Below are 24,835 nucleotides of genomic sequence, written 5' to 3' on the forward strand. Positions count from 1 at the left end.
CTCCTGTCTGCCTCCTCCCCAAGGGGGCAGATGATGTCCCCGGCTTGACTATGTTTCCGGGCGTGTCACCACATAAAGCCCGACCGCCGCACAAATCGTGATCTGCATCGCAACAAGCCAGAGCGGCAGGCCGATCCATATCGCCATCGCAACACCAGTGCTCATCGCTGCAACCGCCCAGAGTTTGGCAGTTCGGCCGATGGCACCACGCTCCTGCCATGCCCGGACATAAGGACCATAGGTTGCGTGATCCAGTATTCTCTGCCGTAACCGAGGCGAAGAACGAGCGAATGCCCAAGCGGCGACCAAGAGAAAGGGCACTGTCGGCATGACCGGCAAGATCACCCCTATAGCCCCTAAACCTAGAGCCAATATGCCAGTAAAATACCAGATGATGTTCATTCAGGCGACCAATTCACGCAAAATTGCATTCAGAACAGGCCGTCCGGCAGAACTGGCCCGCAATTGTCCATCCGATCGATGGATCATCCCCCATTCCTCCAACCGGACCAGCGCCCCGGCATCAAGAGATTGTCCGGCAAGTCGCGAATATCTCTCCTCATCCAGACCTTCCGCCAACCGCATCGCCATCAACAAATACTCCACCGCCAGATCCTCTGACGACAGCAACACCCGCGGCAGTTCCCCCGTTCCATTCCGCTCGACGGCCTCCAGCCACGCACCGGGCGCGCGATGTGCTTCGGTTGCCATACGGCCTTGGGGCAGGGTGATCCGGCCATGCGCACCGGGGCCGACTGCGGCCCAGTCTCCCTGCCGCCAATAGACCAGGTTGTGGCGGCTCTCGGACCCGGCTGCCGCATGATTGGATATTTCGTAACCAGCCATGCCTGCGGCGGTGCAGAGCTCCTGGGTCTCCAGATACATGTCTGCGGCCAGATCGTCATCGGGTAGATTCCGCAATTTACCGGCTTCGGCCCGCGCTCCAAATGCCGTTCCCGGTTCGATCGTCAATTGATAAAGCGACAGGTGATCGACGGCCATGGCCAGCGCCTCGCGCAGCTCTGTCCGCCACGCTCCGATGCTCTGCCCCTGCCGCGCATAGATCAGGTCGAAGCTGACGCGCCCAAAGCAATCCCGGGCCACATCGAAAGCCGCCCGCGCCTCGGCGACCGAATGCAACCGCCCCAATCGTTTCAGATCTTCGTCATTCAGTGCCTGTATGCCCATCGAAAGCCGATTGACTCCCGCCTCGGCATAGCCGCGAAAGCGCCCCTTCTCGACACTGGTCGGGTTGGCCTCAAGGCTGATCTCGATCTCGTTGGAAAATCCCCAGCCTGCCCTTGCGGCCCGGATCACCCTATCCACGGTTTCGGGCATCATCAGAGACGGAGTGCCGCCGCCGAAAAAGATACTGTCCAGATGCCGGCCCGGCAATTCCTCGGCCAACCGTGCGATCTCGGCGCATAATGCATTGGCCCAACGCTCCTGGTCGACACGCTCGACAACATGGCTGTTGAAATCGCAATAGGGGCATTTGGCGGCGCAGAACGGCCAGTGGACATACAGGCCGAAACCCCCGGCCCGCCAATCCTCCTCCGGCGTGAAACATGACCGTGTCAGCGCAGCATTGCTCATTCGCGCATCGCGGTCACTTCAACCTCGACCTTCATCTCTGGCCGGATCAACCCGCAAACCACCATGGTTGCCGCCGGTCTGATCTCACCCAGGTTCTTGCCCAGTACCGGGGTAATCTCCTCCACCAAAGCCGCATCGGTTACGGTATATTGCACCCGGACGATGTCGTCGGGAGCAAAGCCAGCCTCATCCAGAACCCGGAAAATCGTGTCAAAGCAGTTTTGCGCCTGCTCGGCCGCTGTCTCCGGGATGGCCATCGTGGTGTAGTCATAACCTGTAACGCCCGATACGAAGCACCAGTTTCCCTTCACCACGGCACGGCTGTAGCCCATCGTGGCCTCAAACGGCGAACCTGTGGAAATTTTATTCAAAACAACCTCCTATCATGTTCTCAACGGCCAGTGCCCGATGGCTGAGGCGGTTCTTCATCTCCGGAGCCATTTCCCCCAACGTGATCCCATGCCCGTCCGGCATGAAGATCGGGTCATAGCCATGCCCCTCGGCCCCACGAGGAGGCCAGACGACACGTCCCGGCAATACCCCCTCGAAAACCTCCTCATGTCCGTCAGGCCACATCAGGACAAGCGTGCAGCGAAACTGTGCAATGCGCGGTTCGGGCGCCTGCCGTGCTTCCAGCGCTTCCCAGGTCTTCGCCATCGCCATGCCGAAATCGCGGCCATTGCCGGTTTCGGCCCAATCCGCCGTGTAGACCCCCGGAGCACCGTTCAGGGCATCGACGCTGATACCGCTGTCATCCGCCAGCACCGGTAATCCGGTCGCCTCGACCGCGGCCTGCGCCTTGATACGCGCGTTGCCCAGGAAACTGTCCTCGGTCTCGACAGGCTCGCTCAGACCCTGCTCGGCCGCGCCCACGATTTCGACGCCATAGGGAGCCAGCAGTGCCCGCATCTCGGCCAGCTTCCCGGCGTTATGCGTCGCCACCAGCAGGCGCTTATCTGTGAACTTCCTCATTCCAATGCAGCCTTCTGCGCCGCCACCAACTCGGCCACGCCTGCCTCGGCCAGATCGACAAGCTGCCCCATCTCGTCGCGCGAAAATGTGGCGCCTTCTGCCGACATCTGCACCTCGATCATCCGGCCCGCGCCGGTCATGACGAAATTGCCATCCGTTCCCGCCTCGCTATCCTCGGCATAATCCAGGTCGACCACCGTCTGACCCGCATATATCCCGCAGCTTACGGCCGCCACGTGATCCACGATCGGATCGCTGGTCAGCACCCCGGCCCCCAGCAGCTTGTTAACAGCAAGCCGCAGTGCCACCCAGCCTCCGGTGATCGAGGCGCAGCGCGTGCCGCCATCCGCCTGGATCACATCGCAATCCACGGTAATCTGCCGCTCTCCCAGGGCAACCCGATCGATCCCGGCCCGAAGGCTGCGCCCGATCAGCCGCTGGATCTCCTGTGTCCGCCCCGATTGCTTGCCCTGTGCCGCTTCCCGCCGGTTGCGGGTATTGGTCGCGCGCGGCAGCATCCCGTATTCCGCCGTCACCCAGCCAAGGCCCGAACCCTTCAGGAAGCGCGGCGGGTTATCCTCGATCGAGGCGCTGCACAGCACATGAGTGTTGCCGCAGCGGATCAGGCACGACCCCTCGGCGTGCCGCATCACCCCGGTTTCGATTGAAATCGGGCGCATTTGGCTTAAGTTCCGGCCAGAAGGGCGCATGGGTAATCCTTTCATTGATGATTGGCTGCCCAATACCGCCCCGCGCCCCGGTCACGCAAGCCCGTGAAGGTCATGAGTCAGGAAACGCTGCTGTCAGAACTGAACGACCGCTCCCGCGAAATCTTTCGCCGGGTGGTCGAGACCTATCTGGAAACCGGAGAGCCGGTGGGCTCGCGCACCTTGACCCGGGCCTTGTCCGAGAAGGTGAGCGCCGCCACCGTCCGCAATGTCATGCAGGATCTCGAGTTCATGGGCCTGCTCGACAGCCCGCATGTCTCTGCGGGGCGCCTGCCGTCGCATATGGGTCTGCGGCTGTTCGTGGACGGAATGATGGAGGTCGACGCCGTCAATCCCGACGATCAGGCGATGATGGACCGCACGCTCGGCAATGACGATTCGGATACCAGCGCTTTGCTGGGCCGGGTCAGCACCGCACTCAGTTCGATCACGCATGGCGCCTCGCTGGTCCTGATGCCCAAGCACGAGGCCCCGATCCGCCATATCGAATTCGTCAGCCTCGCGCCGGACCGCGCCCTTGTCGTGCTGGTCTTCGCCGATGGCCATGTCGAGAATCGCATCTTCATCCCGCCAGAGGGCCAGACCCCGTCCTCGATGCGCGAGGCGGGCAACTTCCTGAACGCCATGGCCGAAGGCAAGACATTGGCCGAATTGCGCAGCCACATGACCCGTCAGCTCGCCGAAAGACGGCGCGAACTGGATATCCTGGCCGCCGATCTGGTCCAGTCCGGTCTCGCCCTGTGGGACAGCGAGGAAACCGATCCGCGCCTGATCGTGCGGGGCAGGGCGAATCTGCTGGACAGCGAGGCCGCCGATCTCGACCGCATCCGCGTGCTGTTCGACGATCTCGAACGCAAACGCGATATCGTCGAATTTCTCGAACTGGCCGAGCAAGGCGATGGCGTGCGCATTTTTATCGGCGCCGAGAACAAGCTTTTTTCACTTTCGGGTTCCGCTCTGGTGGTTTCACCCTATATGAATGCCGACCGAAAGATTGTAGGCGCGGTTGGCGTCATCGGACCGACTCGGCTGAATTACGGCCGCATCGTGCCGATCGTCGATTATACCGCGCAGCTGGTCGGGCGGGTGCTGTCCGGCCGGAAAGGATGAGATTTGGAATGAACGAGCAGAACGAACAGCCGACCGAAGACATCACCGAAGAGGATCAGCTCGCCGAGATCGAGGATCTGGCCGACGAAATCGCACGGCTGACGGCCGAACGGGATGAATTCCGCGACAAGTTCATGCGTGCGCTGGCCGACGCGGAAAATTCCCGCAAGCGTGCCGACAAGGACCGCCGCGACGCCGAGCAATATGGCGGCTCGCGTCTGGCCCGCGACCTGCTGCCCGTTCATGACGCGCTGACCCGTGCCCTGGATGCCGCCGGGGAAGAACAGCGGGAGGCCGCCAAGGCCCTGATCGAAGGGGTCGAACTGACCCTGCGCGAATTGTCGAATGTCTTCAGCAAGCATGGGATCACCGTGATCCGGCCCGAGCCCGGTGAGAAATTCGATCCCACCTATCACGAGGCGATGTTCGAGGCCGCCGTCCCCGGCACCAAGGCCGGAGAGATCATCCAGGTCATGGATAATGGCTTCCGCCTGCATGACCGCCTGCTGCGCCCGGCCAAGGTGGGCGTCTCCTCGACCCAGGAAAGCTGAGGCTTTCCTGGCCACAAGCTTCTTGCCCGGAATCGGGGTCCAAGGCTCCCCGGGCAAGCATTGGTGCGCCTGTCCCAGAAGTAATGTCATATCCCGGCGATCCAGCCCTCCGACATCCTTCCGGCATTACCCTCAATGAAACCAGGGCCTGATCGCGGATCCACGCGTGACATCGGGCGTTACCTCGGCAACATGCGTTGCCTGCGTGCAGCCGTTGCCGCCTCGTTCTGCGCCTCCCTGCAACCGCGATGCTACAACCTTCCGCTGACTTGCCGTTTTTTCCCGTCCGCGCGACGCTTGGGAAGGTAATAGGTCATCGGAGGAGGGGACCATGGCAAATCCAGCAGGGGTGAAGATTCATCCTGCCGTCGATAACGGCGTCAAATCAGGAAACCCGAACTTTTCCGGTGGTACGCTCAGTTGTCACTGCGCCCGCAATCCGGTCAAGGTGCGGGTCGGCGCACAGACCGCGCATAACCATGTCTGTGGCTGCACCAAGTGCTGGAAACCGGACGGCGCGGTTTTCAGCCAGATCGCCGTCGTGTCGCGCGATGCGGTAGAAGTCACTGAAAACGCGGACAAACTGGAAGTCGTCAATGCCGAGGCACCGATCCAGCGCTATCGTTGCCGCGATTGTGGCGTGCATATGTATGGCCGCATAGAGAACAAGGATCACCCGTTCTACGGCCTCGATTTCGTTCATACGGAATTGTCATCCGAGGACGGCTGGTCTGCACCTGAATTCGCCGCCTTTGTCAGCTCTATCATCGAATCGGGTGTCGATCCGTCGGAGATGGACGCTATCCGGTCGCGTCTGCGCGAGCTTGGGCTGGAGCCCTATGACGCATTGTCGCCACCCCTGATGGACGCGATCGCGACCCATGTGGCAAAGAAATCCGGCGCGCTACCCGCTTGACGGCGGTCCGTCCGGCTGAAACCGAAATGCGACGGGGCCGCAGCAGCCGGCCCTTTCGGCCATGACAAGAAGCTGTTGAGATTGATAGGAGAACTGCGATGAAAACTCGTGCAGCCGTAGCCCTTGAGGCCGGCAAACCGCTGGAAGTGATGGAGGTCAATCTCGAAGGGCCGAAAGAAGGCGAGGTCATGGTCGAGATCAAGGCGACCGGAATCTGCCATACCGACGAATTCACCCGCTCGGGTGCCGATCCCGAAGGGCTGTTTCCCTCGATCCTGGGCCATGAAGGCGCAGGTGTCGTGGTCGAGGTCGGCCCTGGCGTGACCTCCGTGAAACCCGGTGATCACGTGATCCCGCTCTATACCCCGGAATGCCGCGAATGCGCGTCCTGCCTGTCGGGCAAGACCAATCTCTGCACCCGGATCCGCGCGACACAGGGGCAGGGGTTGATGCCCGACGGGACCTCCCGTTTCAGCCTGCCCGACGGCACCCCGATCCATCACTATATGGGCTGCTCGACCTTCTCGAACTACACGGTGCTACCCGAGATTGCCGTCGCCAAGGTCCGCGAGGACGCGCCTTTCGACAAGATCTGCTATATCGGCTGCGGCGTGACCACCGGCATCGGCGCGGTGATCAACACCGCCAAGGTCGAAATCGGTGCCAAGGCCGTGGTCTTCGGACTGGGCGGTATCGGCCTCAACGTCATCCAGGGCCTGCGCCTGGCCGGAGCGGACATGATCATCGGCGTCGATCTGAACGACGACAAGAAGGAGATGGCCGAGCGTTTCGGCATGACTCACTTCGTCAACCCGAAGAATGTCGATAATACCGTGCAGGAAATCGTCGAGCTGACCAAGACGCCCTTCGACCAGATCGGCGGCGCGGATTACAGCTTCGACGCCACCGGCAATGTCAAGGTGATGCGCGACGCGCTGGAATGCACCCATCGCGGTTGGGGCCAGTCTGTCATCATCGGGGTCGCACCCGCAGGGGCCGAGATCAGCACCCGTCCATTCCAGCTTGTCACCGGCCGGGTCTGGAAAGGCACTGCCTTTGGTGGCGCGCGGGGCCGCACCGATGTGCCGAAAATCGTCGACTGGTACATGGATGGCAAGATCGAGATCGACCCGATGATCACCCACACCATGCCTCTGGATGACATCAACAAGGGCTTCGACCTGATGCATCACGGCGAGTCGATTCGTTCGGTCGTGCTTTACTGATCCTTCACGGCTGCTTAGGTAGTGAAACGGCGGGGCTCCGGTCCCGCCGTTGCCATGCGAATGAAGGAGAGCGGTCCCATGCGGCACCAATGGCTGGACGATGACGACGACGATCAGGAAGAGGACGAACCGCAAAAGGGCGACAAGGACGGGCTGGGCCTTCCGGAAGGCGACAATATCGGCAAGCTCTATTTCAAATCGCGCACCGTGATTGTCGCGGGCACGATCAACGACAAGCTGGCGCAGCGCACCGTGGCGCATCTGCTGGCATTGGCCGAGGATGGTGACGATCCGATCAATATGCTGATCAGCTCGCCCGGCGGCCATGTCGAATCGGGTGACATGATTCATGACGTCATCAAGTTCATCCGTCCCACCGTGCGCACCATCGGCTCGGGCTGGGTGGCAAGTGCGGGCGCACTGATCTTCGTCGGCGCGCAGAAGAAGAACCGCTTCTGTCTGCCCAATACCCGTTTCCTGCTGCACCAACCCTCGGGCGGGATCGGCGGGACTTCGTCCGACATGATGATCCAGGCCGAACAGATCCGTCAGATGCGTCAGCGCCTGAACGAGATCTTTGCCGAGGCGACGGGCCAGACGGCCGAGCGGATCGAGCAAGACACCAAGCGCGATTTCTGGCTGAACACGCAAGAGGCGCTTGAATACGGGTTGCTGGGCAAGGTCATCCGCAGCGTGGACGAATTGAAATGAACCCGCGCGGGGAGGTCACGATCCGCCCCGCCCATGAAGCCGATCGCGACGCGATCTGGGCGATCCTCGAACCGGTCTATCGCGCGGGGGAAACCTATTGCATCCCGCGCGATATCGGGCGCGAGGATGCTCTGGCCGACTGGTTAGCGCATCCGTTTACCGCTTTCGTGGCGGAGATCGATGGCAGAATCCTTGGCACCAGCCATATCGGCGCGAACCGGCCCGGAGGCGGGGCGCATGTCGCCAACGCTTCCTTTGCCACGCATTCGCAGGCACGGGGCAAGGGCGTTGCCCGCGCTCTGGTCGAACACGCCAAGATCTGGGCAAGGGAGCAGAATTTCCGGGCGATGCAGTTCAATTTCGTCGTCTCGACCAATGCCGATGCCGTCCATTTGTGGCAGAAAGCCGGATTCGAGATTGTCGGACGGCTGCCACGCGCGTTTCTTCACCCGCAGCAGGGGCCGGTGGATGCGCTGGTCATGTTCCAAGAATTGAAGGGAGAATCCGATGAGCCTTGAGACCCTTTCCGAGAACCGCAGCTTTGGCGGCACGCAGGGCGTTTACCGCCACAGATCGCAGGCTACCGGGACCGATATGACCTTCGGCTTGTTCCTGCCCGAAGAAGCGCAGCATGGCCGGGTGCCGGTGCTGTGGTATCTGTCGGGGCTGACCTGCACCCATGAGAACGCCATGACCAAGGCCGCCGCGCAGGAATGGTGCGCCGAGGCGGGCATCGCCATTGTCTTTCCCGATACCTCGCCCCGCGGCGATGACGTGGCGGATGACGAGGCCTATGATCTGGGCAAGGGCGCGGGCTTTTACGTGAATGCCACGCAGGATCCATGGAAGCCGCATTTCCAGATGTGGCATTATGTCGTGCATGAACTTCCCGAGCTGCTCAGCGACAATTTCGCCATCGACCGCGATGCGATGGGCATCACCGGACATTCGATGGGCGGCCATGGCGCGCTGACCATCGCCATGACTCATCCCGAACGTTACAGATCCGTCTCGGCCTTTGCGCCCATTGCGAATCCGACCGAGTCGGATTGGGGTAGGAAGCAACTGACCGCCTATCTGGGGGATGATCGTGCCGCATGGCGCGCGCATGATTCAACCGTCCTGATGACGGAAAGGGGCTATCCCGGCGAGATTCTGATCGACCAGGGCAGCAGTGATCAGTTCCTTGACCTGCTCAAGCCCGAATCGCTGGCGCATGCGATGATGGCCCGCCGCCAGCCGGGGCAGTTCCGCATGCAACCGGGCTATGATCACAGCTATTTCTTCGTGCAGAGTTTCATGGCTGATCATGTCATGTGGCATGCGGAGCGGCTGATCTGAGGATTTCAGCTCATGGTTTCGTTTCGATCCGGGCGGGTATGATCGGCAACTGCGATCCGGCCTGTCCCGGAGGTGTCGCATTACTTGAATGCGCTCACCATCCGGTCCATATGCCGTGCCAATAGCCAGGCATCGCCCGCAATGGCGACGAATTCGATCCCGTCGGTTTCGAAATAACCCCTAGCGGTTTCTTCGCCATAGCCGAGGATACCGGCGGGAAGCCCCGCTTCATGGATCAGCGACACGGCCTCGACGATCTTGGCGCGCACCTCGGGGGCGGAGACGTTTCCCGCATGCCCCATCGAGGCGGCAAGATCGCCCGGTCCGATGAAGATCGCATCCACGCCCTCCACCTCGGCAATCCCGGGAATACTGGCGACGACCTGCGGAGTCTCGACCTGCAGGATGATGGTCATGTCCTCGGTATAGGTTTGCAGGTAGTCCTTTTGCCGCGCATAGCGATTGGCCCGCACCGTTGCCGAGATGCCGCGAATGCCGCGAGGAGGATAGCGCGTCCAACTGACCGCCTGCTGCGCGTCCTCGGCGGTCTGGATCATCGGGAACATCAGGTTGCGTACGCCGATATCGAGAAGCCGCTTGACCATCACCGGTTCGGAAAAGGGTGGGCGGACGACGACCTCGGCCCCGCCACCGGTCGCGGCGCGCAGATGATCGGAGATCTGCGACAGATCGCCCGGCGAATGCTCCATATCCACCAGCAGCCAGTCCGCGCCGGATTGCGAGGCGATCTCGGTTACCGTGGGCGAGCAGAGCGAAAGCCAGAAGCCCGGTAACTTGCGACGCTCCCGCAGCGCCGTCTTGAAAGGATTGCGCGTCATGCCAAAAATGTCCTTTCGCCTGTGCGGGCCGTTCAGCGCCCCTTGTCCTGCCGCCATTTCTCGAATGCCGCACGATGTTCGTCCCGCGTGCAGGGATAGAGGCCGATGATGCCTTCGCCGTCGCGCACCCGCTCGATCACGAAATCCTCGTAGATGCTCATCTCGACGGCTTCCTCGGCAACTTCGCCGGCCAGATGCGCCGGGATCACGATGACGCAATCGGCGTCGCCCACGATGATGTCGCCGGGAAAGACCGGGGCATCGCCGCAACCGATGGGCACGTTCAGTTCGATGGCTTCGTGCAGGGTGAGGTTGGTCGGGCTCGAGGGCCGCTGGTGATAAACCGGCATGTCCAGCTTGCCGATGGCGTCGGCATCGCGGAAGCCGCCATCGGTGACGGCCCCCGCCGCCCCGCGCTTCATCAGCCGGGTCAAGAGGATGTCGCCCGCCGAGGCGGCGCGGGCATCCTTGCGGCTGTCCATGACCAGCACATGGCCTTCGGGGCAGGTTTCGATGGCCACGCGCTGCGGATGTTCGGGGTTGCGGAACTCGGTCAACTGGTTGCGGTCCTCGCGCGCGGGCATGTAGCGCAAAGTGAAGGCGGGGCCGACCATGTTGCCGCCCTTATGCGCGATGGGATGCACGCCCTGGATCACCTGCTGACGCAGCCCACGCTTGAATAACGCCGTGGCCAGCGTCGCTACCGAGACGCTTTTCAGCTTGTCGCGAATTTCATTGTCCATTCCGGTTTCTCCTGCGTTCATGTCAGTCCCACTGAAGCCAGGAATTCGGACATCTTCGCTTGCTGCGCACTGGTCAGCGGCCATGCGGAAGGTGGGCGGGTCGGGCCGCAATCATGGCCGGTTGCCTGAAGCGCGGCCTTGACGCCGGTCACATTGGTGCCGTTCAGTTCCTCGGCGCGGATATCCTCGAAGGGTTTCATTCCGGCGATCAGGGCATTTGCGCCCGCGTAATCGCCTGCCTCCAGTGCCACGTGGATAGCCATCGAGCGTTCGGGCCAGATATTGATCAGCCCCGAGGTGAAGCCCCGCGCCCCGACGGCATAGAAGGCGGGGGCCCAGATCTCGGCCAGTCCTCCGACCCACACGATCGAGGGATCGCAGGCTGCCTTGGCCGCCGCCAGCTTCAGCGGGTTCGGCGTCGCCCATTTGACGCCTCGGACGCCGGGCAGGGCACAGAGATCGGCGATAGCTGCGTGCCGATGGCGTCGTTGCGCAGGTAGAGCATGATCGGCAGCCCGTCGCCCGCATCGCTGACGGCCTTGAGGTAATCCACCGTTCCGCGTGGCGAGACGAAGGGATCGGGCGGCTGATGGACCATCAGCGCCGCTGCCCCGGCTTCGGCCGATGCTTTCGCCAAGCGCAGGCGTCGCGGATGCCGCGCCCCACCCCGGCCAGAAGCGGTGCGCGTCCGGCGACCATCCCTGCCACCTCGCGGACCATGGTGATGGCTTCCCCGGTGGTCAGGGCATAGAATTCGCCGGTATTACCGTTGACCACGGGGATATGCATTCCGGCTGCAAGCGCCCGGTCGATGATCGGGGGCAGGCGGTCCGGCGCGATCTCTCCATCCGCGTCATAGGGGGTCACGAGAATGCCGGAAATGCCGGTGAGGGCCTGATCGAGATCCTTGGTCATCCGCTTTTCCTTCAGAAAATATCCGGCTCATCGGCGGCATGCCCGAATCCGGCTTCGAGGAAGTTGAAATCGCAGCCCTTGTCGGCCTGCGTGACGTGGCGCTGGAACATATAGCCATAGCCGCGCTGATAGTGGGGTTGGGGTGGGGTCCATTCGGCGCGGCGACGGGCAAGCTCATCTTCGTCCACGAGCATGTCCAACCGCCGCGCGGGCAGATCCAGCCGCACGGTATCGCCTGTTTTCAGCAGCGCCAGAGGCCCGCCGACATGGCTTTCGGGGGCGACATGCAGCACGCAGGCCCCATATGACGTGCCGGACATGCGGGCATCGGAAATCCGCAGCATGTCGCGATGGCCTTGCTTGATCAGGGCCTTGGGGATCGGCAGCATCCCCCATTCCGGAAAGCCCGGGCCCCCCTGCGGCCCCGCATTGCGCAGCACCATCACGTGATCCGGAGTCACCTGCAGGCTCTCGTCATCGACCGCCTTCTTCATCTCGGGATAGCTGTCGAAAACCAGCGCCGGGCCTTCATGGACATGGAACTTGGGATCGCAGGCGGCGGGCTTGATGATCGCGCCATCCGGGGACAGGTTTCCGCGCAAAACGGCCAGCGAGCCCTCTTGATAGACCGGGTTCGACAAAGGCCGGATCACATCGTCATTATAGACCTCGGCCCCCTCCAGATTGTCGGAAAGGCTGCGGCCGGTCACGGTCAGGACACTGCCGTCCAGCCGGTCCTCGATCTGCTTCATCAGCGCGCGCAGCCCGCCCGCCTGGAAGAAATCCTCCATCAGGTAATCCTTGCCCGAAGGCCGGACATTGGCGATCAGCGGAGTCACCCGGCCCAAGGCATCCAGATCGTCAAGCGTCAGGTCGATGCCCGCACGCCGGGCCATTGCGATCAGATGCACCACGGCATTGGTCGAACAGCCGGTGGCCATGGCGACGATGGCGGCATTGCGGACGGACGCCTCGGTGACGATCCGGTCGGGGGTCAGATCCTCCCACACCATCTCGACGATGCGCCGCCCGCAGGCCGAACCCATGCGCTGATGGCCGCTATCCACCGCCGGGATCGAGGAAGCGCCGGGCAGGGTCAGCCCCATCGCGTCAGTGATCGCCGTCATGGTCGAGGCGGTGCCCATCGTCATGCAGGTGCCCGCCGAGCGTGCGATGCCGCCCTGCACACCCAGCCATTCCTCGTCCGAGATATTCCCGGCGCGGCGCTCGTCCCAGTATTTCCACGCATCCGAGCCCGAGCCGAGGATCTTGCCGGCATAATGGCCGCGCAGCATCGGCCCGGCCGGCAGGTAGATCATCGGCACCCCTGCCGAGATCGCGCCCATGACCAGCCCCGGCGTGGTCTTGTCGCAACCGCCCATCAGCACCACGCCATCCAACGGGTGCGAGCGGATCATTTCCTCGGTCTCCATCGCCAGCATGTTGCGATAAAGCATCGAGGTCGGCTTGGTGAAGCTTTCGTCCACCGACAGCGAGGGCAGTTCGACCGCAAAGCCGCCCGCCTGGAAGACGCCGCGCTTCACGTCCTGCGCGCGTTCGCGGAAATGGGCATGGCAACTGTTGAGTTCAGACCAGGTATTGAGAATACCGATCACAGGTTTGTCGCGGAAATCCTCTTCGGCATAGCCAAGCTGCATCAGCCGTGAACGATGCCCGAAACTGCGCAGATCATCCGGCGCGAACCAGCGCGCAGAACGCAGATCTGCCGCGGTTTTGACCCTGTCTCCCATGCTGACGAACCTCCCTCACCTCGGCCAACGCATCCATGTATGCGCTTTCATAGAGAGAGGGTCAAGGCGGATCAACTGCAGATTACCTCAACATTTGTCTCATATATGGTTTGATTTTGAGGTTTGAGGGGTGATTTCAGGCAGTCATGATGTATACGTTATCATCAGCCTGAACCATCACTCCGCCATGCCTGCTGTTCCAAGTATCGTCGCCAATCCGGCATAGAGACCTCGCAGGGATTCTTCCGTCTCGACATCGATCCATTCGTCCAGCGAATGCGCGCGCCCGCCCGTGCCTCCGGAGCCAAGCCGGATTGCGGGGATGCCAAGGCTCATGGGAATATTGGCATCGGTCGAGCTCGCGCCCGTGCTGGGTTCAAAGCCGAAATGCGGAAGCGAGGCGAAAGCCGCCTGTGCAATGCGGGAATCATGCGCCGTGGCCCCGGCCGGACGATTGCCGATCTGCGTGATCTCGGCCGAGATCGCGCCATCCGATATGTCGGCGCGTGCATTCTCCACCTTGACTGCCCGATCGACCAGGCTCCGCATCGCGGTATCGAGATCGTCTAGTTCCTTCTGTCCTTCCGAACGCAGATCGATTTCCACCCAGACCTCCTCGGGAATCGCGTTGATCGAGGTTCCGCCCCCGAAGGTCGATGCGCAATAGGTCGTGCGGGGCGTCTCTGGCACCTCGAATCGGGACATGCCGTCCAGCAATGTGCCAAGCGCATAGGCCGGGTTGACCGTGCCGAATGCCGACAGGGAATGCCCACCCGGCCCCCGGAAACTGACGCGGTACCGGTAAGAGCCGACCGCGACGGTAGTGATTTCTTCCAGGCTGAGCCCGTCTACCGTGAAGAAACCGGCGATCTGGTCCCGGTATTTGCCCTTGGTGAACAGGTAGCGAATGCCGCGCAGATCGCCCTTGCCCTCTTCACCGACATCCCCGACGAAAAGCAGATCCTGCTCGGTCGTGATCCCGGCACCGTCGAGGGCGCGAATGAAGGCCAGCAGGACGGCCAGTCCGCGCGTGTCGTCGCCCACGCCGGGCGCGAAAAGCTTGCTGCCCTCGCGGCGCACGGTGCAATCTGTTCCCTCGGGAAACACCGTGTCCAGATGGGCCGCCACCACGATCATCTGGCCATTGCCGCGTCCGCGCCGGACGCCCAGCACATTGCCTTCCTCGTCGCGATGAACCCCATCAAGTCCGAGTTCACGGAATTTCTGCTCGTAATGTCTTGCCCGGCGCTCTTCCTTGAAGGGCGGGGCGGGGATCTCGGTCAGTTCGACGATCTCCTCGACGAAGAGATCATGCTGGCGGCGCAATATGTCCTGGGCTTTCTTGAAGGCGTCGGAAGAGATGATCTCGGCCACGTCATATGTCATTCGCTATTCCCATTCTGGTTCCGGCAGGCATTGACCGTGGTTTGATATTTGCGGATGTGTCAGGCAAGCCCGAAATCGCATGCTCACCCTGCCGGTTCCCGTTCCCGGAATCCGGTGGCATCCCGACGAAACGGATCATCCCGCGCGGGATATGAGCAGGGCTCACGCCTTGTCCTTTTTTTCCCTGCCCATCATCCCCTGGGGCAGGAGATCGACGGGAAGCGGGAACACGATCGTATTGGTTTTCTCGGTCGTGATGTCGTTGAGCGCGTTGAAAAATCGCAGTTGCATGGAGTTGGGCTGCGTCGCCAGCATCCTGCCGGCCTCGACGAGCTTGGCCGCCGCCTGCTGCTCGCCCTCGGCATTGATCACCCTTGCCCGCCGCAATCTCTCGGCCTCGGCTTGCTTGGCGATTGCCCGAACCATGCTTTCGTCGATATCGACATGCTTGATCTCGACATTGGCCACCTTGATGCCCCAGGCCTCGGTCTGACGGTCGAGGATTTCCTGGATGTCCACGTTCAGCTTGTCCCGCTCGGCCAGCATCTCGTCCAACTCGTGCTTGCCGAGGACCGAGCGCAGTGTCGTCTGCGCCAACTGGCTGATCGCGACCGCGAAATCGGCGACATTGATGATGGCGCGCTGAGGATCGACGATCCGGAAATAGATCACCGCATTGACCTTGACCGAAACATTGTCGCGGCTGATCACGTCCTGGCTTGGTACATCCTCGACGAACATCCGCAGATCGGTCCGCACGACCTGCTGAACAAAGGGGATCAGGAACACGAGGCCCGGCCCGCCAACCCGTGTGAACCGCCCCAATGTGAAGATCACACCGCGTTCGTATTCGCGGAAGATATAAATGGCGTGGTAGACAACGAAGACCACCAGCACGATGGCCGCAAACTGGAATATCCAGTCGAATATGTCGATCTGCATGATTAACCTTTCCTTTCCGGAGCCTTTGCGTCGGGGTCGGCCTCGACGATCAGCGTCAGGCCCGCGACCTCACGCACACGGACTGTCTGGCCGGGAACCAGACCGGCGGTACCTTCCGCGTGCCAGCGTTCACCATCGGCCCAGACAAATCCCTCCGTGCCGGACCATTCCTGAACGCTGGCGGGGCTGTTGAGCATCCGCGTCCGGCCGCTGACCACCGGCACGGCCCGATAGAAGCGCAGGGTGAAGCCCAGAAGCAGTATCAGAACGGCGCCGCTGACCGCCGCCATGGTGCCGATCATCCACCACGAGATCTGGTAGGCGGGCTCATCCGTGTCGATCAGCATCGACGCCCCCAGAACGAAGGCACCCAGCCCGCCGAAGCCGAGTATGCCGAAGGTCGGGGTCAATGCCTCCACCACCATGAAGGCGATGCCCAGCCCGATGAGCGCAAGTCCGGCATAATCGAGCGGCAACTGATTGAGCGCATAAAGCCCAAGCGTCAGGCTGATCGCACCCACCACGCCCGGCACCACCGCTCCGGGATTCCAGAACTCGAAGATCAGCCCGTAGATCCCGATCATCATCAGGATCAGCGCCACGTTCGGATTGGACAGGACGCTCAGGATACGGGTGATCCTGTCCATCTCGATGGTTTCCACGGGCAGGCCGGCGATGTTCAGGACCCGTGACGCGCCAGCGATCTCGACGCTTCGCCCATCCGCCGCGGCAAGGAGTTCCTGCACATCTCCTGCCACGAGGTCGATCACGTTCATCTTAAGCGCCGCATTTGCCGAAAGGCTGGCAGCTTCGCGTACGGCGCGCTCTGCCCAATCGGCGTTGCGGTCATGCATCTCGGCCAGGCTGCGGATCAGTGCCACGGCATCATTTGTGGCCTTGGCGGTCATGGCATCCTTTGGCCTCAGGTCATCTTTCTCTTGTTCCGAAGTTTCTTTCCCGGCTGCATCGTCACCTGTCTGCCTGTCATCCGTTCCGGGTTCTTCTTCGGGCGAAGAGCCGGGAAACCCGTCGGGCATTCCGCCGATCTGAACGGGGGTGGCTGCGCCGAGATTGGTGCCGGGGGCCATGGCGGCCACATGCGTTGCATAGAGAATATAGGTTCCCGCACTTGCAGCATGCGCGCCCGAAGGCGCGACATAGCCAATCACGGGCACGTCCGAGGCAAGAATCTCCGAGATGATCTCTCGCATCGCATCCGCCAGGCCGCCGGGTGTGTTCAGCCGCAGCACCACGGCCGCCGCCGCCCGGTCCTCGGCAAGGCCGATGACACGATTGATATGCTTGACCGTCGCCGGTCCGATGGGACCCTCGATCGCGGACATGAGCACTATTGAACGGGCGTCGGCTTCGTCGCTCTCTTGCGCCGCCACGGGGAATACGGCCATCATCGATACGGCAATGGTCGCAGCGAGGCGACGCAGTCGCCTGAAATGTGGCACTTTCGCCTCCCTCGTATCAATATAGGCGCCGCCGGGGTGCTCAACAATGCCCGGGGCCAGGCAATGCGGTCGCGGCAGGGGCAGGATTTTCCGTGCCGATGGTGGCCAGCGGCACCGCTTGGTGCTATCTCCCGCGGGAAATTCGGCCGGCACCCTCGCCAGCAACCACCCTGCAAAGCGTTTTACAAGGAACCCGTTGTGACCCAGGACATATCGCCAGCACCGTCCCGCATTGCAGCAGTTCTTGTGACCTATAACCGGCTGGACCGGCTGCGCGAGACCCTGCCCCTATTGCTGGACAGCGGCCCCGCGCGGGTCGTGGTGGTCGATAATGCCGCGACCGACGGCACCGCCGAATTTCTGGCGGCGCAGGACGATCCCCGTCTCAAGATCCTGACCATGGCCGAGAATTGCGGTGGGGCAGGTGGTTTCGAGGCCGGGATGAATTGGCTGATCGCCGAGGAGGAACCCGATTGGATCCTGCTTCTGGACGATGATGCCTGGCCGGAGAGAGAGGCGCTGTCGATATTTGCGGAAACGGCTTCGGCTTTGCCGCCCGATACCGGAGCGGTGGCGGCGGCCGTCTTTTCCCCCAATGGAAGCCCGGCCGAAATGAACCGGCCCGGCCATAACCCGTTCTGGCATCCAGGAATGATCTGGGCGACGCTGACTCGAGGCAATCGCGCCGGTTTCAAGCAGCCTGACAAGGCCTATATTCCCGCCCCCGGTCCTGCCGCAAACCGGCTTGTCGAAATCGACACGGCTTCCTTCGTCGGCTTTTTCGTGTCCCGTGAGGGATGGCGGAAGGCCGGATTGCCGGAAGGCGGGTTGTTCATCTATGGCGACGATATCCTGTACAGCCTGCGGCTGCGCCGGGCGGGGCTGAGAATGTTCTTCGATCCGGCGACCCGCTTCGTGCATGACTGCGGCTCGATGGACCAGAATTTCGTCTATCATCCGCTGTGGAAGATCTATTACCACTGCCGTAACGGCGTCGACATTGCCCGTGCTTCGGCCGGACCGCTGATCTTTCCGCTGGCGCTTGCCTGGTATGTCGTCATATGGGCGCGCCGCGCCCGCCATGCCGCTCCGGCGCAGCGCCCTGCCTATCGGCGCCTGATGTGGATCGGGATCCGCGACGGGCTTTTGCGCCGCCGCGGGCGAATGGACGAGGTGCATCGCATGGCGGCAGTGATCTCCGGAACGGATCGCGAGCGCTAAGGCTGTCCCGAACGCCTCAGGCCCGGATGGCGGGCACGAGATCGCCGAGGCGGCCGGCAAGCCCGTCGTGGCCGATCAGCCGCGCCAGTTTCGCGGGCAGGCCTCGATTTCCCGCCCGGTGCCATTGTTCCTGCCGGACTCCCCAGTAAAGCGTCCTGGCCATGCCAAGCGGGAGGCGCTCCCCGAATGAAAGCCGATAGCTGCCGCTCGCGGTGAACTCATAGGGGTGCAGATAGATATGCGGAGCGAACCCGGCCTTTTCGGCGTCGGCGATCAACCGGCGGGCCATCACGCCGGGAAACAGCTTCAGATAACTGCCGCCAAGCCTGAAATGCCGCCCCATGACCCGCCCGCGATAGATCGGCAGGATCGGGAAATCGCCCAGGCCCATGGCGGCGCGGAAGGCGGCGACCTCTTCGCGGCTTTCGGCCGGAAAGGAACTGTCATAGTCGAAATGCCGCATCACGGCCTGATATTGCGCAGGCCCGGTTCGGTCGATCCGGAACTGGGGGGCACGGAAACCCCGTACGCTTGTGCCCGACGCATCCTCCAGCGCGGTCCTGGCCCGTCCGAGCATGCGGTCGATCGTGGCGACATCCTGCCCGTCCATCCGGTCGTGGAAATGGTAGTGGCAGGCGATCTCATGCCCATCGGCGGCGATCCTGGCGATCAGGTCGGGCGCCTGCTCGGCGATCAGGCCGGTGCAGAAGAAAGTGGCCTTCCGGCCCCTTGCCCCGCCATGTGCCCGAAGGAAATCGTCGATATCGTGATAGCTTTGCCAAAGCGCCTCGGTGCGGATCGGGCCGGTTTCCCACAGGCCGAGATCGCGCTTCATGTCATGGGCCATATCCTCGAAATCGATGCTGAGGATCAGGGGCACGTCAAATCCTCGCGCGTGATCACGTGATCGCCGATGACAAGGGCATCGACGCCAGATGCGGCAAAGGTCCGCAGGGCATGCTCCGGAGAATAGACGATCGGTTCCTGGATATTGAACGAGGTGTTCAGAAGCACCGGCACGCCGGTCAATTCGCCGAAACGGGAAATCAGCGCATGATAGCGTGCGTGCGCATCGCGGCTGACGGTATGAACGCGCGCCGTCCCGTCGACATGGGTGACGGCGGGGATGGAGGTGCCGATCACATCCGCGACGATGTTCATATAGGGGCTGGGCTGGTCCAGCTTGAAAAACGATGGCGCTGCGTCCTCGGTCACCGAGGGTGCGAAGGGGCGAAAGAGCTCGCGCTTCTTGATCTTGTCATTCAGCGTTTCGCGAATCTCGTCGCGGCGCGGATCGGCAAGGAATGACCGTGCGCCAAGCGCGCGGGGACCGAATTCGGCACGGCCCTGGAACCAGGCGATCAGCTTGCCCTCGGTCAGCATCTGCGCGGTGGTCTCGATCAGCCGGTCTTCGGGCAGGGGTTGCGGAGGCGTTTGGCAATACGCGGCAATCGCCGCGGCGATCTCGGCGGCGGAATGGTCGCGGCCCTGGTAGGGGCTGCGGATGGATGCGCGCTCGGCATCCGGCAGAACAGCAAGTGCTGCGCCGATCGCGCAGCCCGCGTCATGGGGGGCGGGCGGAATGATGATCTCGTCGAACATCCCGGCCTGCAACAATCGGCCATTGGCGGTGACATTCAGCGCCGATCCGCCCGAGATGACCAGCCGGCGCAGGTCGGGATGCAATTTTTGCCCGTAGGACAGCACATGGGCCTGCGCCGCTTCGAATGCCGCCTGCAGGCTGGTGGCCAGATCGATATGCGCTTCCGTTGGGGGGGCGTCGGGCGCGCGCGGCGGACCGAAGAGTTCGCGCAGGCGCGGATGGAACCGGCCTTGCAGGGCGGCGTGGTAATCGCAGATCCGCGTGTTGAGCCGGTAGCGTCCCTCGGGTTCCAGCCGCAGTATCTCGGCCAGGATCGCATCGCGCCAGCGCGGCTGGCCATAAGGCGCGAGCCCCATCAGCTTGTATTCGCCCTCAAGCATCTTGAAGCCGAGATAACCCGTGAAGGTCGCATAGTAATGACCGAGCGAATTGGGCCAGCGATGCTGGCTGAGGACCTGTCTCTGCCCGCCCCGGACGGCGGCCAGAACGGTGGAGTTCCGCTCACCGCCCCCGTCATAGGACAATGACAGGCAGTCGTCCCAATCCCGCATCGCCTCGCCATATAACTGGTGGCTGTCGTGATGATCGATGAAGCAGAGGCGGGCGGCGGTCGGGCCGTGACGGCTGGTCAATATCTTGCGCAGCCGGAACAGATCCCGCCAGGACCCGGGGGGTGGATCCTGCCGGGCGGATCCAGTTCCCGCCATGTCCCGCAGCCGCGCCAGGATCGCCCCGCGCGCAAGCGGGGCCGAGACGAGCTTTCGCAGGGTGCCCGAGATCCGGACATCAAGCTGCCACGGTTTCCAGTAAACCGCGACAGTGGTGATGTCCGACAACCCTATGCCAGCGATATCAAGCACCTCGGCGATGGCAAGATGCGGGAAGCTGCCATCGTTCTTGATCCGGCTCAGCCGTTCCTCCTCTATGGCGGCGACCAGCCGGTTGCCTTGAAACAGCGCGGCGGCGCTGTTGTCCATCGTGGCGAGCCCAAGAGTATACGACATCCGTTCCGATCTTTCTCAGCCCCGCTGCCGGGGCATGCCTTTCGCCACAACCATACTTTCGCCGGTTCGGTGGATACAAGCGGGCCGGATCATGAGCCGCCTTTACCTGCCCTTGCGTTGCCTGCGGCATTTCGAGGGATTGCGAAACCCGTCTGCACAAGTTGTTCGAAAGCATCAGGTCAGGCTGGGTTTGCCGCTCTTTCCTTGTATAATTTTTGCGAAAGGAATAAATGAACGTGCTGTTATATCATCGTATCGTTGTATCACCACCGCAGATCCGGATGATGAAGTTTCTTGTGCTTTGTCTTCTGTCAGTGAGGCTGTAGCATATGCCGCATCAGTTGGCCAACTGGCTCGTTGGCTTGAGTCTTGGCAAGAAGCGCCTCATCCAGCTTTGCATGGATGCGGTTCTTATCGCGCTCAGCCTTGTATTCGCGATGCTGCTATATCACGAAAGACTGGGCTTTCTGGTTGAACTGCCGTTCTGGGGAATACTGGGGATCGTCATCCCGATCAGTCTTGCGAGTTTCGTCAAGCTCGGCTTCTACCGTGCGGTGATACGCTACATCACCGCGCGGGCCTATAAGACCATCATGACCGGCGTCGTGTTTTCGACGCTCGTGCTTGGTCTGGTCAGCGGCATTTCCGAAACGCGCGTTTCCCTGTCCGTCCTTGTCATCTATGCGCTTCTGGCCCTGGTCTCGATCGGCGGCTTGCGGATTTTCATGCGCCGCATGCTGATCGGCGTCCAGCAAAGGCCGAAAACCCGGGTCATCATCTATGGCGCGGGAACGGCGGGGCGGCAATTGCAACTGTCGTTGCAGACCGGCTCCGAATACCTGCCGGTCGCCTTTGTCGATGACGACAAGAGCCTGCAGGGGCGGACGATCAGCGGCTGCCCGGTTCATGCGCCCCAGAGCCTGCCGAGGCTCATCGACAATTACGGCGCCAAGAGCCTGCTCCTGGCCATGCCGAGTATCAGCCGGACGGCACGGGCGAAGGTCTTGCGCCGGCTCGACAGGCTGCCGATCCATATCCAGACAATCCCCGGCATGACCGATATCGTCTCGGGGCGAACGAAGATCAGCGACATCACCGAGGTTTCCGTGGATGACCTGCTGGGCAGGGATCCTGTTCCACCGCGCCGCGACCTGATGAACCGGAACCTGCGCGGCAAGGTGGTCATGGTCACCGGAGCCGGGGGAACCATCGGCTCGGAACTCTGCCGCCAGATCCTCGAATACGGTCCGAAGCGGATCGTGCTGTTCGAGCTTTCGGAATTCAATCTCTATGCGGTCGATCAGGAACTCCAGGCGCTTACGCGCGCCAGATACCCTTCGGTCGAGATCATTCCCGTCATCGGATCGGTGCAGAATCCCGGCCGCGTCTCTGCCATTCTGCGCAGCCATGGTGTCGAGTCCATCTATCACGCGGCGCCTACAAGCATGTTCCGCTTGTCGAAAGCAATGTGGTCGAGGGCATTCACAACAACATCTTCGGAACCGAGGTTCTGGCCGAGGCTGCCGTCAAGGCCGGAGTCCGCGCCTTTATCCTGATTTCCACGGACAAGGCGGTTCGACCGGCAAACATCATGGGCGCCTCGAAGCGGTTGGCCGAACTGGTCTGCCAGACCATCGCCGCGCGCCAGGATGACACCCTTTTCTCAATCGTGCGTTTCGGGAACGTGCTGGATTCCTCGGGTTCGGTGATACCGCTTTTCCGCCGACAGATCGCGGCCGGCGGTCCGATCACCGTGACCCATCCCGAGATCACCCGCTATTTCATGACCATCTCGGAGGCCTCGCAACTGGTCATCCAGGCTGGCGCCATGGCGAAGGGAGGGGATGTCTTCGTGCTGGATATGGGGGCTCCGGTGCGGATCGTGGATCTGGCGGTCCGCATGGCCCAGCTTTCCGGGCTTTCGCCAGTCGTGGTTCCGCCGGGCGCCAAGCCGTCCCCGAGCCGGGATCAGAGCGATATCGAGATCTGTTTCACCGGTCTGCGCCCCGGCGAGAAGCTCTATGAAGAGCTTCTGATCGGTAACGAGGCGATGCGAACCGAGCACCCGCGCATCATGACCGAAACCGACATGTCGCAGCCCCCGGAGAATCTCGCCGGTGTTCTCGAACGGCTGAAGCAGTTTTGCAAAAGCATGATGTCACCGCGATTCGGTCCTTGCTGGCCGACACCCTTCCGATGGACCAGCGCCGCAGGGATATCGCAGAGAATGAATATACGGTGGAGAAATCCATCGTCCCCGAGAGAATCCGCGCCGGGGTTCTGCCGACCAAGCAGGGAACCGCCTGACTTTCGCCGGAATCACCGCAGGCGCTTGAACACCGTCTTCAGCATCAGAGCCATGTCGAAGCAGAGATTTCGCCGCTTCTGATAGATCAGGTCCAGCCTCGCCTTGCGCGGAACGCAGGCCCGGCAATAGATCTCGTCCGTTTCTTCGGCCGACGAGGACCGCGCCAGCAATCGCTCCTCATGCGCATGGAAATAGATGCTGGCCAACCCGGTGATCCCCGGCCGGGATTTCAATACCTCGCGGTAGAGATGCGGAAATCGCTCCACATATTGCCGAAGCGGAGGCCGGGGGCCGACAAAGCTGATATCGCCCTTCAGGACGTTCCAGATCTGGGGGATCTCGTCCAGCCTGGTTCGGCGCAGGAAGCGGCCGGTCGGGGTGATCCGCGCCGCCTTGTCCCCGCCGGACACGCCGTTGTCCCCGGCCATTTCCGTCATCGTGCGGAATTTCACGAGGTTGAAACCCTCGTCGAAGCTCTTCATGCGCTCGGATATATGGAATACGGGGCGTCCGTCGCGCATAAGCAGGACCACGGCGATGACGAGGATGGCCGGTGACAGGATGCAGCCGAGGATCAGCGCAAGCAGGATGTCGAAACAGCGCTTGGTCAAGGTCATTTCGGATCCCTCAACCGGAGCCATTGCCGAACCATTTCAACGGGATCGCTGTCAGAGGCCGTGAAGGAATGCAATTTTGCGAGGCGTCCGCAATCGAGCGTGATCCTCTGGAGGGCGCTGGCCGGCGCGAGTTTCCACGTCCAGCGCATATCTGCGGCGCTGGCGAGATCCGTCATCGCGACGGGTTCCGGCGCAGCCAGGTTCAGGGTCTCGGGCAGGGGGGCCGGATGGCGGGCAAGCGTCTCGATCACGCGGGCCAGGGTTGCCGGACCGATATAGGACCGTTCCGGGCCTGTGCCGTCATCGAACCGGTCGATATGCAGCATTTCTCCCGCCGCCGCACGGCTGCTGTTGGTGAAGAGCATATCCGCGCCGCATACATTCCCGATTCTCAGGCAGCAGATCTCCATCCCGCGTGTGCGCCACGGGGCACAAACGGCCTCCATCTCGGATTTCGCCTCGCCATAGGCGTTGCGGGGACCGGGTGGATCCTCCTCGCGGAAGGCATGGCGGCCCTTTGCTGCGCCGTAGACGGCAGAGGAGGATGACAGCAGGACCCGCGCTACGCCCATGTCATGGGCGGCATGCAGGATCGCTTCGGCAAGGTCGCGGTTGAGCCGCAAATCCGATCCGGTGCCGGGCACGATCCCTGCGAGCCCGATGAAACATGAAAAGCCGCCATGTTGGCGCGGGAAGGGGGACCGCAAGGGATCCCACCGGATTTCCGCTGCCCCCCACCGGCTTTGCCGAAGCAGCTCCGCCCGCTTGGGCGGTTCCACATCCCAGTGACGCGCCAGCATACGGCCGACGCGTCCTGTCGAACCGATCAGGAGCCAGTGGTCAGGCACGGGTTGCCATGGGGTCTGGGTGTGTTGTCATCAGGGCTGCGTCGGGA

The 24,835-nt window shown here is 62.3% G+C and carries 26 protein-coding genes and 1 pseudogene; 9 read left to right on the top strand and 18 right to left on the bottom strand.

Going from position 1 to position 24,835, the window contains the following annotated elements; translation table 11 throughout:
* Window positions 1-48 precede the first annotated feature (48 nt).
* Genes A7A09_RS09750 through rph form a run of 5 tightly spaced genes read right to left on the bottom strand, consistent with a single transcriptional unit; the run spans window position 49 to window position 3,278 of the window.
* Window positions 49-402 (bottom strand): YbaN family protein, encoded by a 354-nt coding sequence (locus A7A09_RS09750; RefSeq protein WP_106691216.1) that lies wholly within the window; start codon window positions 400-402, stop codon window positions 49-51.
* The gene (gene hemW, locus A7A09_RS09755) at window positions 403-1,596 is read right to left on the bottom strand and encodes a radical SAM family heme chaperone HemW (RefSeq protein ID WP_106691217.1); all 1,194 of its coding nucleotides are present in this window, start codon (window positions 1,594-1,596) and stop codon (window positions 403-405) included. It abuts the gene before it with no gap.
* Window positions 1,593-1,967, bottom strand: coding sequence for a RidA family protein (locus A7A09_RS09760; protein WP_106691218.1), 375 nt, complete (start codon window positions 1,965-1,967; stop codon window positions 1,593-1,595). Before A7A09_RS09760 ends, hemW begins: the two co-directional genes overlap by 4 nt.
* A complete protein-coding gene (rdgB, locus tag A7A09_RS09765) occupies window positions 1,960-2,568 on the bottom strand; it encodes an RdgB/HAM1 family non-canonical purine NTP pyrophosphatase (RefSeq protein ID WP_106691219.1) in 609 nt (202 codons plus the stop codon). Before rdgB ends, A7A09_RS09760 begins: the two co-directional genes overlap by 8 nt.
* Window positions 2,565-3,278, bottom strand: coding sequence for a ribonuclease PH (gene rph / locus A7A09_RS09770; protein WP_106691220.1), 714 nt, complete (start codon window positions 3,276-3,278; stop codon window positions 2,565-2,567). Before rph ends, rdgB begins: the two co-directional genes overlap by 4 nt.
* A gap of 72 nt (window positions 3,279-3,350) precedes the next feature.
* Here rph and hrcA point away from each other — a divergent pair, with 72 nt between their 5' ends.
* From hrcA to fghA, 7 genes are all read left to right on the top strand, one after another.
* On the top strand, window positions 3,351-4,406 hold the full coding sequence (gene hrcA, locus A7A09_RS09775) for a heat-inducible transcriptional repressor HrcA (RefSeq protein WP_106691221.1): 1,056 nt from the start codon (window positions 3,351-3,353) through the stop codon (window positions 4,404-4,406).
* A gap of 8 nt (window positions 4,407-4,414) precedes the next feature.
* Window positions 4,415-4,957 (top strand): nucleotide exchange factor GrpE, encoded by a 543-nt coding sequence (locus tag A7A09_RS09780; RefSeq protein WP_106691222.1) that lies wholly within the window; start codon window positions 4,415-4,417, stop codon window positions 4,955-4,957.
* A gap of 331 nt (window positions 4,958-5,288) precedes the next feature.
* Entirely contained in the window at window positions 5,289-5,873 is a 585-nt protein-coding gene (gene gfa / locus A7A09_RS09785; protein ID WP_106691223.1) for an S-(hydroxymethyl)glutathione synthase, read from the top strand.
* Between the two features lie 98 nt (window positions 5,874-5,971).
* Window positions 5,972-7,099, top strand: a complete 1,128-nt coding sequence (locus A7A09_RS09790) for an S-(hydroxymethyl)glutathione dehydrogenase/class III alcohol dehydrogenase (RefSeq protein WP_106691224.1) — start codon at window positions 5,972-5,974, stop codon at window positions 7,097-7,099.
* A gap of 78 nt (window positions 7,100-7,177) precedes the next feature.
* Window positions 7,178-7,810, top strand: coding sequence for an ATP-dependent Clp protease proteolytic subunit (locus tag A7A09_RS09795; RefSeq protein ID WP_106691225.1), 633 nt, complete (start codon window positions 7,178-7,180; stop codon window positions 7,808-7,810).
* Window positions 7,807-8,328: a GNAT family N-acetyltransferase gene (locus tag A7A09_RS09800; protein ID WP_106691226.1), complete on the top strand. Its 522-nt coding sequence runs from the start codon at window positions 7,807-7,809 to the stop codon at window positions 8,326-8,328. The genes A7A09_RS09795 and A7A09_RS09800 overlap by 4 nt, the downstream gene beginning before the upstream one ends.
* Complete coding sequence (fghA, locus tag A7A09_RS09805) at window positions 8,318-9,151, top strand: S-formylglutathione hydrolase (protein ID WP_106691227.1); 834 nt, start codon at window positions 8,318-8,320, stop codon at window positions 9,149-9,151. The genes A7A09_RS09800 and fghA overlap by 11 nt, the downstream gene beginning before the upstream one ends.
* Before the next feature lie 80 nt (window positions 9,152-9,231).
* Here fghA and A7A09_RS09810 read toward each other — a convergent pair whose 3' ends face one another.
* From A7A09_RS09810 to A7A09_RS09840, 9 genes are all read right to left on the bottom strand, one after another.
* A complete protein-coding gene (locus A7A09_RS09810) occupies window positions 9,232-9,990 on the bottom strand; it encodes an HpcH/HpaI aldolase family protein (protein WP_170167068.1) in 759 nt (252 codons plus the stop codon).
* Between the two features lie 32 nt (window positions 9,991-10,022).
* The gene (locus A7A09_RS09815) at window positions 10,023-10,733 is read right to left on the bottom strand and encodes a ribonuclease activity regulator RraA (protein WP_106691342.1); all 711 of its coding nucleotides are present in this window, start codon (window positions 10,731-10,733) and stop codon (window positions 10,023-10,025) included.
* A gap of 17 nt (window positions 10,734-10,750) precedes the next feature.
* Window positions 10,751-11,200 carry a dihydrodipicolinate synthase family protein gene (locus tag A7A09_RS21425; RefSeq protein WP_366465814.1) on the bottom strand — a complete coding sequence of 150 codons (450 nt, stop codon included), beginning with the start codon at window positions 11,198-11,200 and terminating at the stop codon, window positions 10,751-10,753.
* Complete coding sequence (locus A7A09_RS21430; RefSeq protein ID WP_245999257.1) at window positions 11,137-11,331, bottom strand: hypothetical protein; 195 nt, start codon at window positions 11,329-11,331, stop codon at window positions 11,137-11,139. Before A7A09_RS21430 ends, A7A09_RS21425 begins: the two co-directional genes overlap by 64 nt.
* Window positions 11,331-11,648, bottom strand: a complete 318-nt coding sequence (locus A7A09_RS21435; RefSeq protein ID WP_245999258.1) for a dihydrodipicolinate synthase family protein — start codon at window positions 11,646-11,648, stop codon at window positions 11,331-11,333. The genes A7A09_RS21430 and A7A09_RS21435 overlap by 1 nt, the downstream gene beginning before the upstream one ends.
* Window positions 11,649-11,659: 11 nt before the next feature.
* Complete coding sequence (gene araD / locus A7A09_RS09825) at window positions 11,660-13,399, bottom strand: L-arabinonate dehydratase (protein WP_106691229.1); 1,740 nt, start codon at window positions 13,397-13,399, stop codon at window positions 11,660-11,662.
* 177 nt (window positions 13,400-13,576) lie between these two features.
* Window positions 13,577-14,785, bottom strand: coding sequence for a M20/M25/M40 family metallo-hydrolase (locus A7A09_RS09830; protein WP_106691230.1), 1,209 nt, complete (start codon window positions 14,783-14,785; stop codon window positions 13,577-13,579).
* A gap of 162 nt (window positions 14,786-14,947) precedes the next feature.
* The gene (locus tag A7A09_RS09835) at window positions 14,948-15,727 is read right to left on the bottom strand and encodes a slipin family protein (RefSeq protein WP_106691231.1); all 780 of its coding nucleotides are present in this window, start codon (window positions 15,725-15,727) and stop codon (window positions 14,948-14,950) included.
* Between the two features lie 2 nt (window positions 15,728-15,729).
* A complete protein-coding gene (locus A7A09_RS09840) occupies window positions 15,730-17,187 on the bottom strand; it encodes an NfeD family protein (RefSeq protein WP_211341091.1) in 1,458 nt (485 codons plus the stop codon).
* A gap of 198 nt (window positions 17,188-17,385) precedes the next feature.
* Here A7A09_RS09840 and A7A09_RS09845 point away from each other — a divergent pair, with 198 nt between their 5' ends.
* Window positions 17,386-18,408 (top strand): glycosyltransferase, encoded by a 1,023-nt coding sequence (locus A7A09_RS09845; protein ID WP_170167069.1) that lies wholly within the window; start codon window positions 17,386-17,388, stop codon window positions 18,406-18,408.
* A gap of 16 nt (window positions 18,409-18,424) precedes the next feature.
* On the opposite strand, the gene A7A09_RS09850 is transcribed toward A7A09_RS09845, so the two are convergent.
* Both A7A09_RS09850 and A7A09_RS09855 read right to left on the bottom strand, forming a co-directional pair.
* Window positions 18,425-19,288, bottom strand: a complete 864-nt coding sequence (locus A7A09_RS09850) for a polysaccharide deacetylase family protein (protein ID WP_106691234.1) — start codon at window positions 19,286-19,288, stop codon at window positions 18,425-18,427.
* On the bottom strand, window positions 19,279-21,015 hold the full coding sequence (locus tag A7A09_RS09855) for a carbamoyltransferase family protein (RefSeq protein ID WP_106691235.1): 1,737 nt from the start codon (window positions 21,013-21,015) through the stop codon (window positions 19,279-19,281). Before A7A09_RS09855 ends, A7A09_RS09850 begins: the two co-directional genes overlap by 10 nt.
* Before the next feature lie 593 nt (window positions 21,016-21,608).
* Here A7A09_RS09855 and A7A09_RS21440 point away from each other — a divergent pair.
* A pseudogene (locus tag A7A09_RS21440) lies at window positions 21,609-23,404 on the top strand (polysaccharide biosynthesis protein).
* Here the strand turns inward: A7A09_RS21440 and A7A09_RS09870 are convergent.
* Both A7A09_RS09870 and A7A09_RS09875 read right to left on the bottom strand, forming a co-directional pair.
* Entirely contained in the window at window positions 23,335-23,940 is a 606-nt protein-coding gene (locus A7A09_RS09870; RefSeq protein WP_106691238.1) for a sugar transferase, read from the bottom strand. The pseudogene A7A09_RS21440 and the gene A7A09_RS09870 overlap by 70 nt on opposite strands.
* Entirely contained in the window at window positions 23,937-24,740 is an 804-nt protein-coding gene (locus tag A7A09_RS09875) for an NAD-dependent epimerase/dehydratase family protein (RefSeq protein ID WP_106691239.1), read from the bottom strand. Before A7A09_RS09875 ends, A7A09_RS09870 begins: the two co-directional genes overlap by 4 nt.
* Window positions 24,741-24,835: the final 95 nt, after the last annotated feature.

It is taken from the genome of Paracoccus methylarcula, from assembly GCF_003007735.2.
GTDB lineage: Bacteria > Pseudomonadota > Alphaproteobacteria > Rhodobacterales > Rhodobacteraceae > Paracoccus > Paracoccus methylarcula.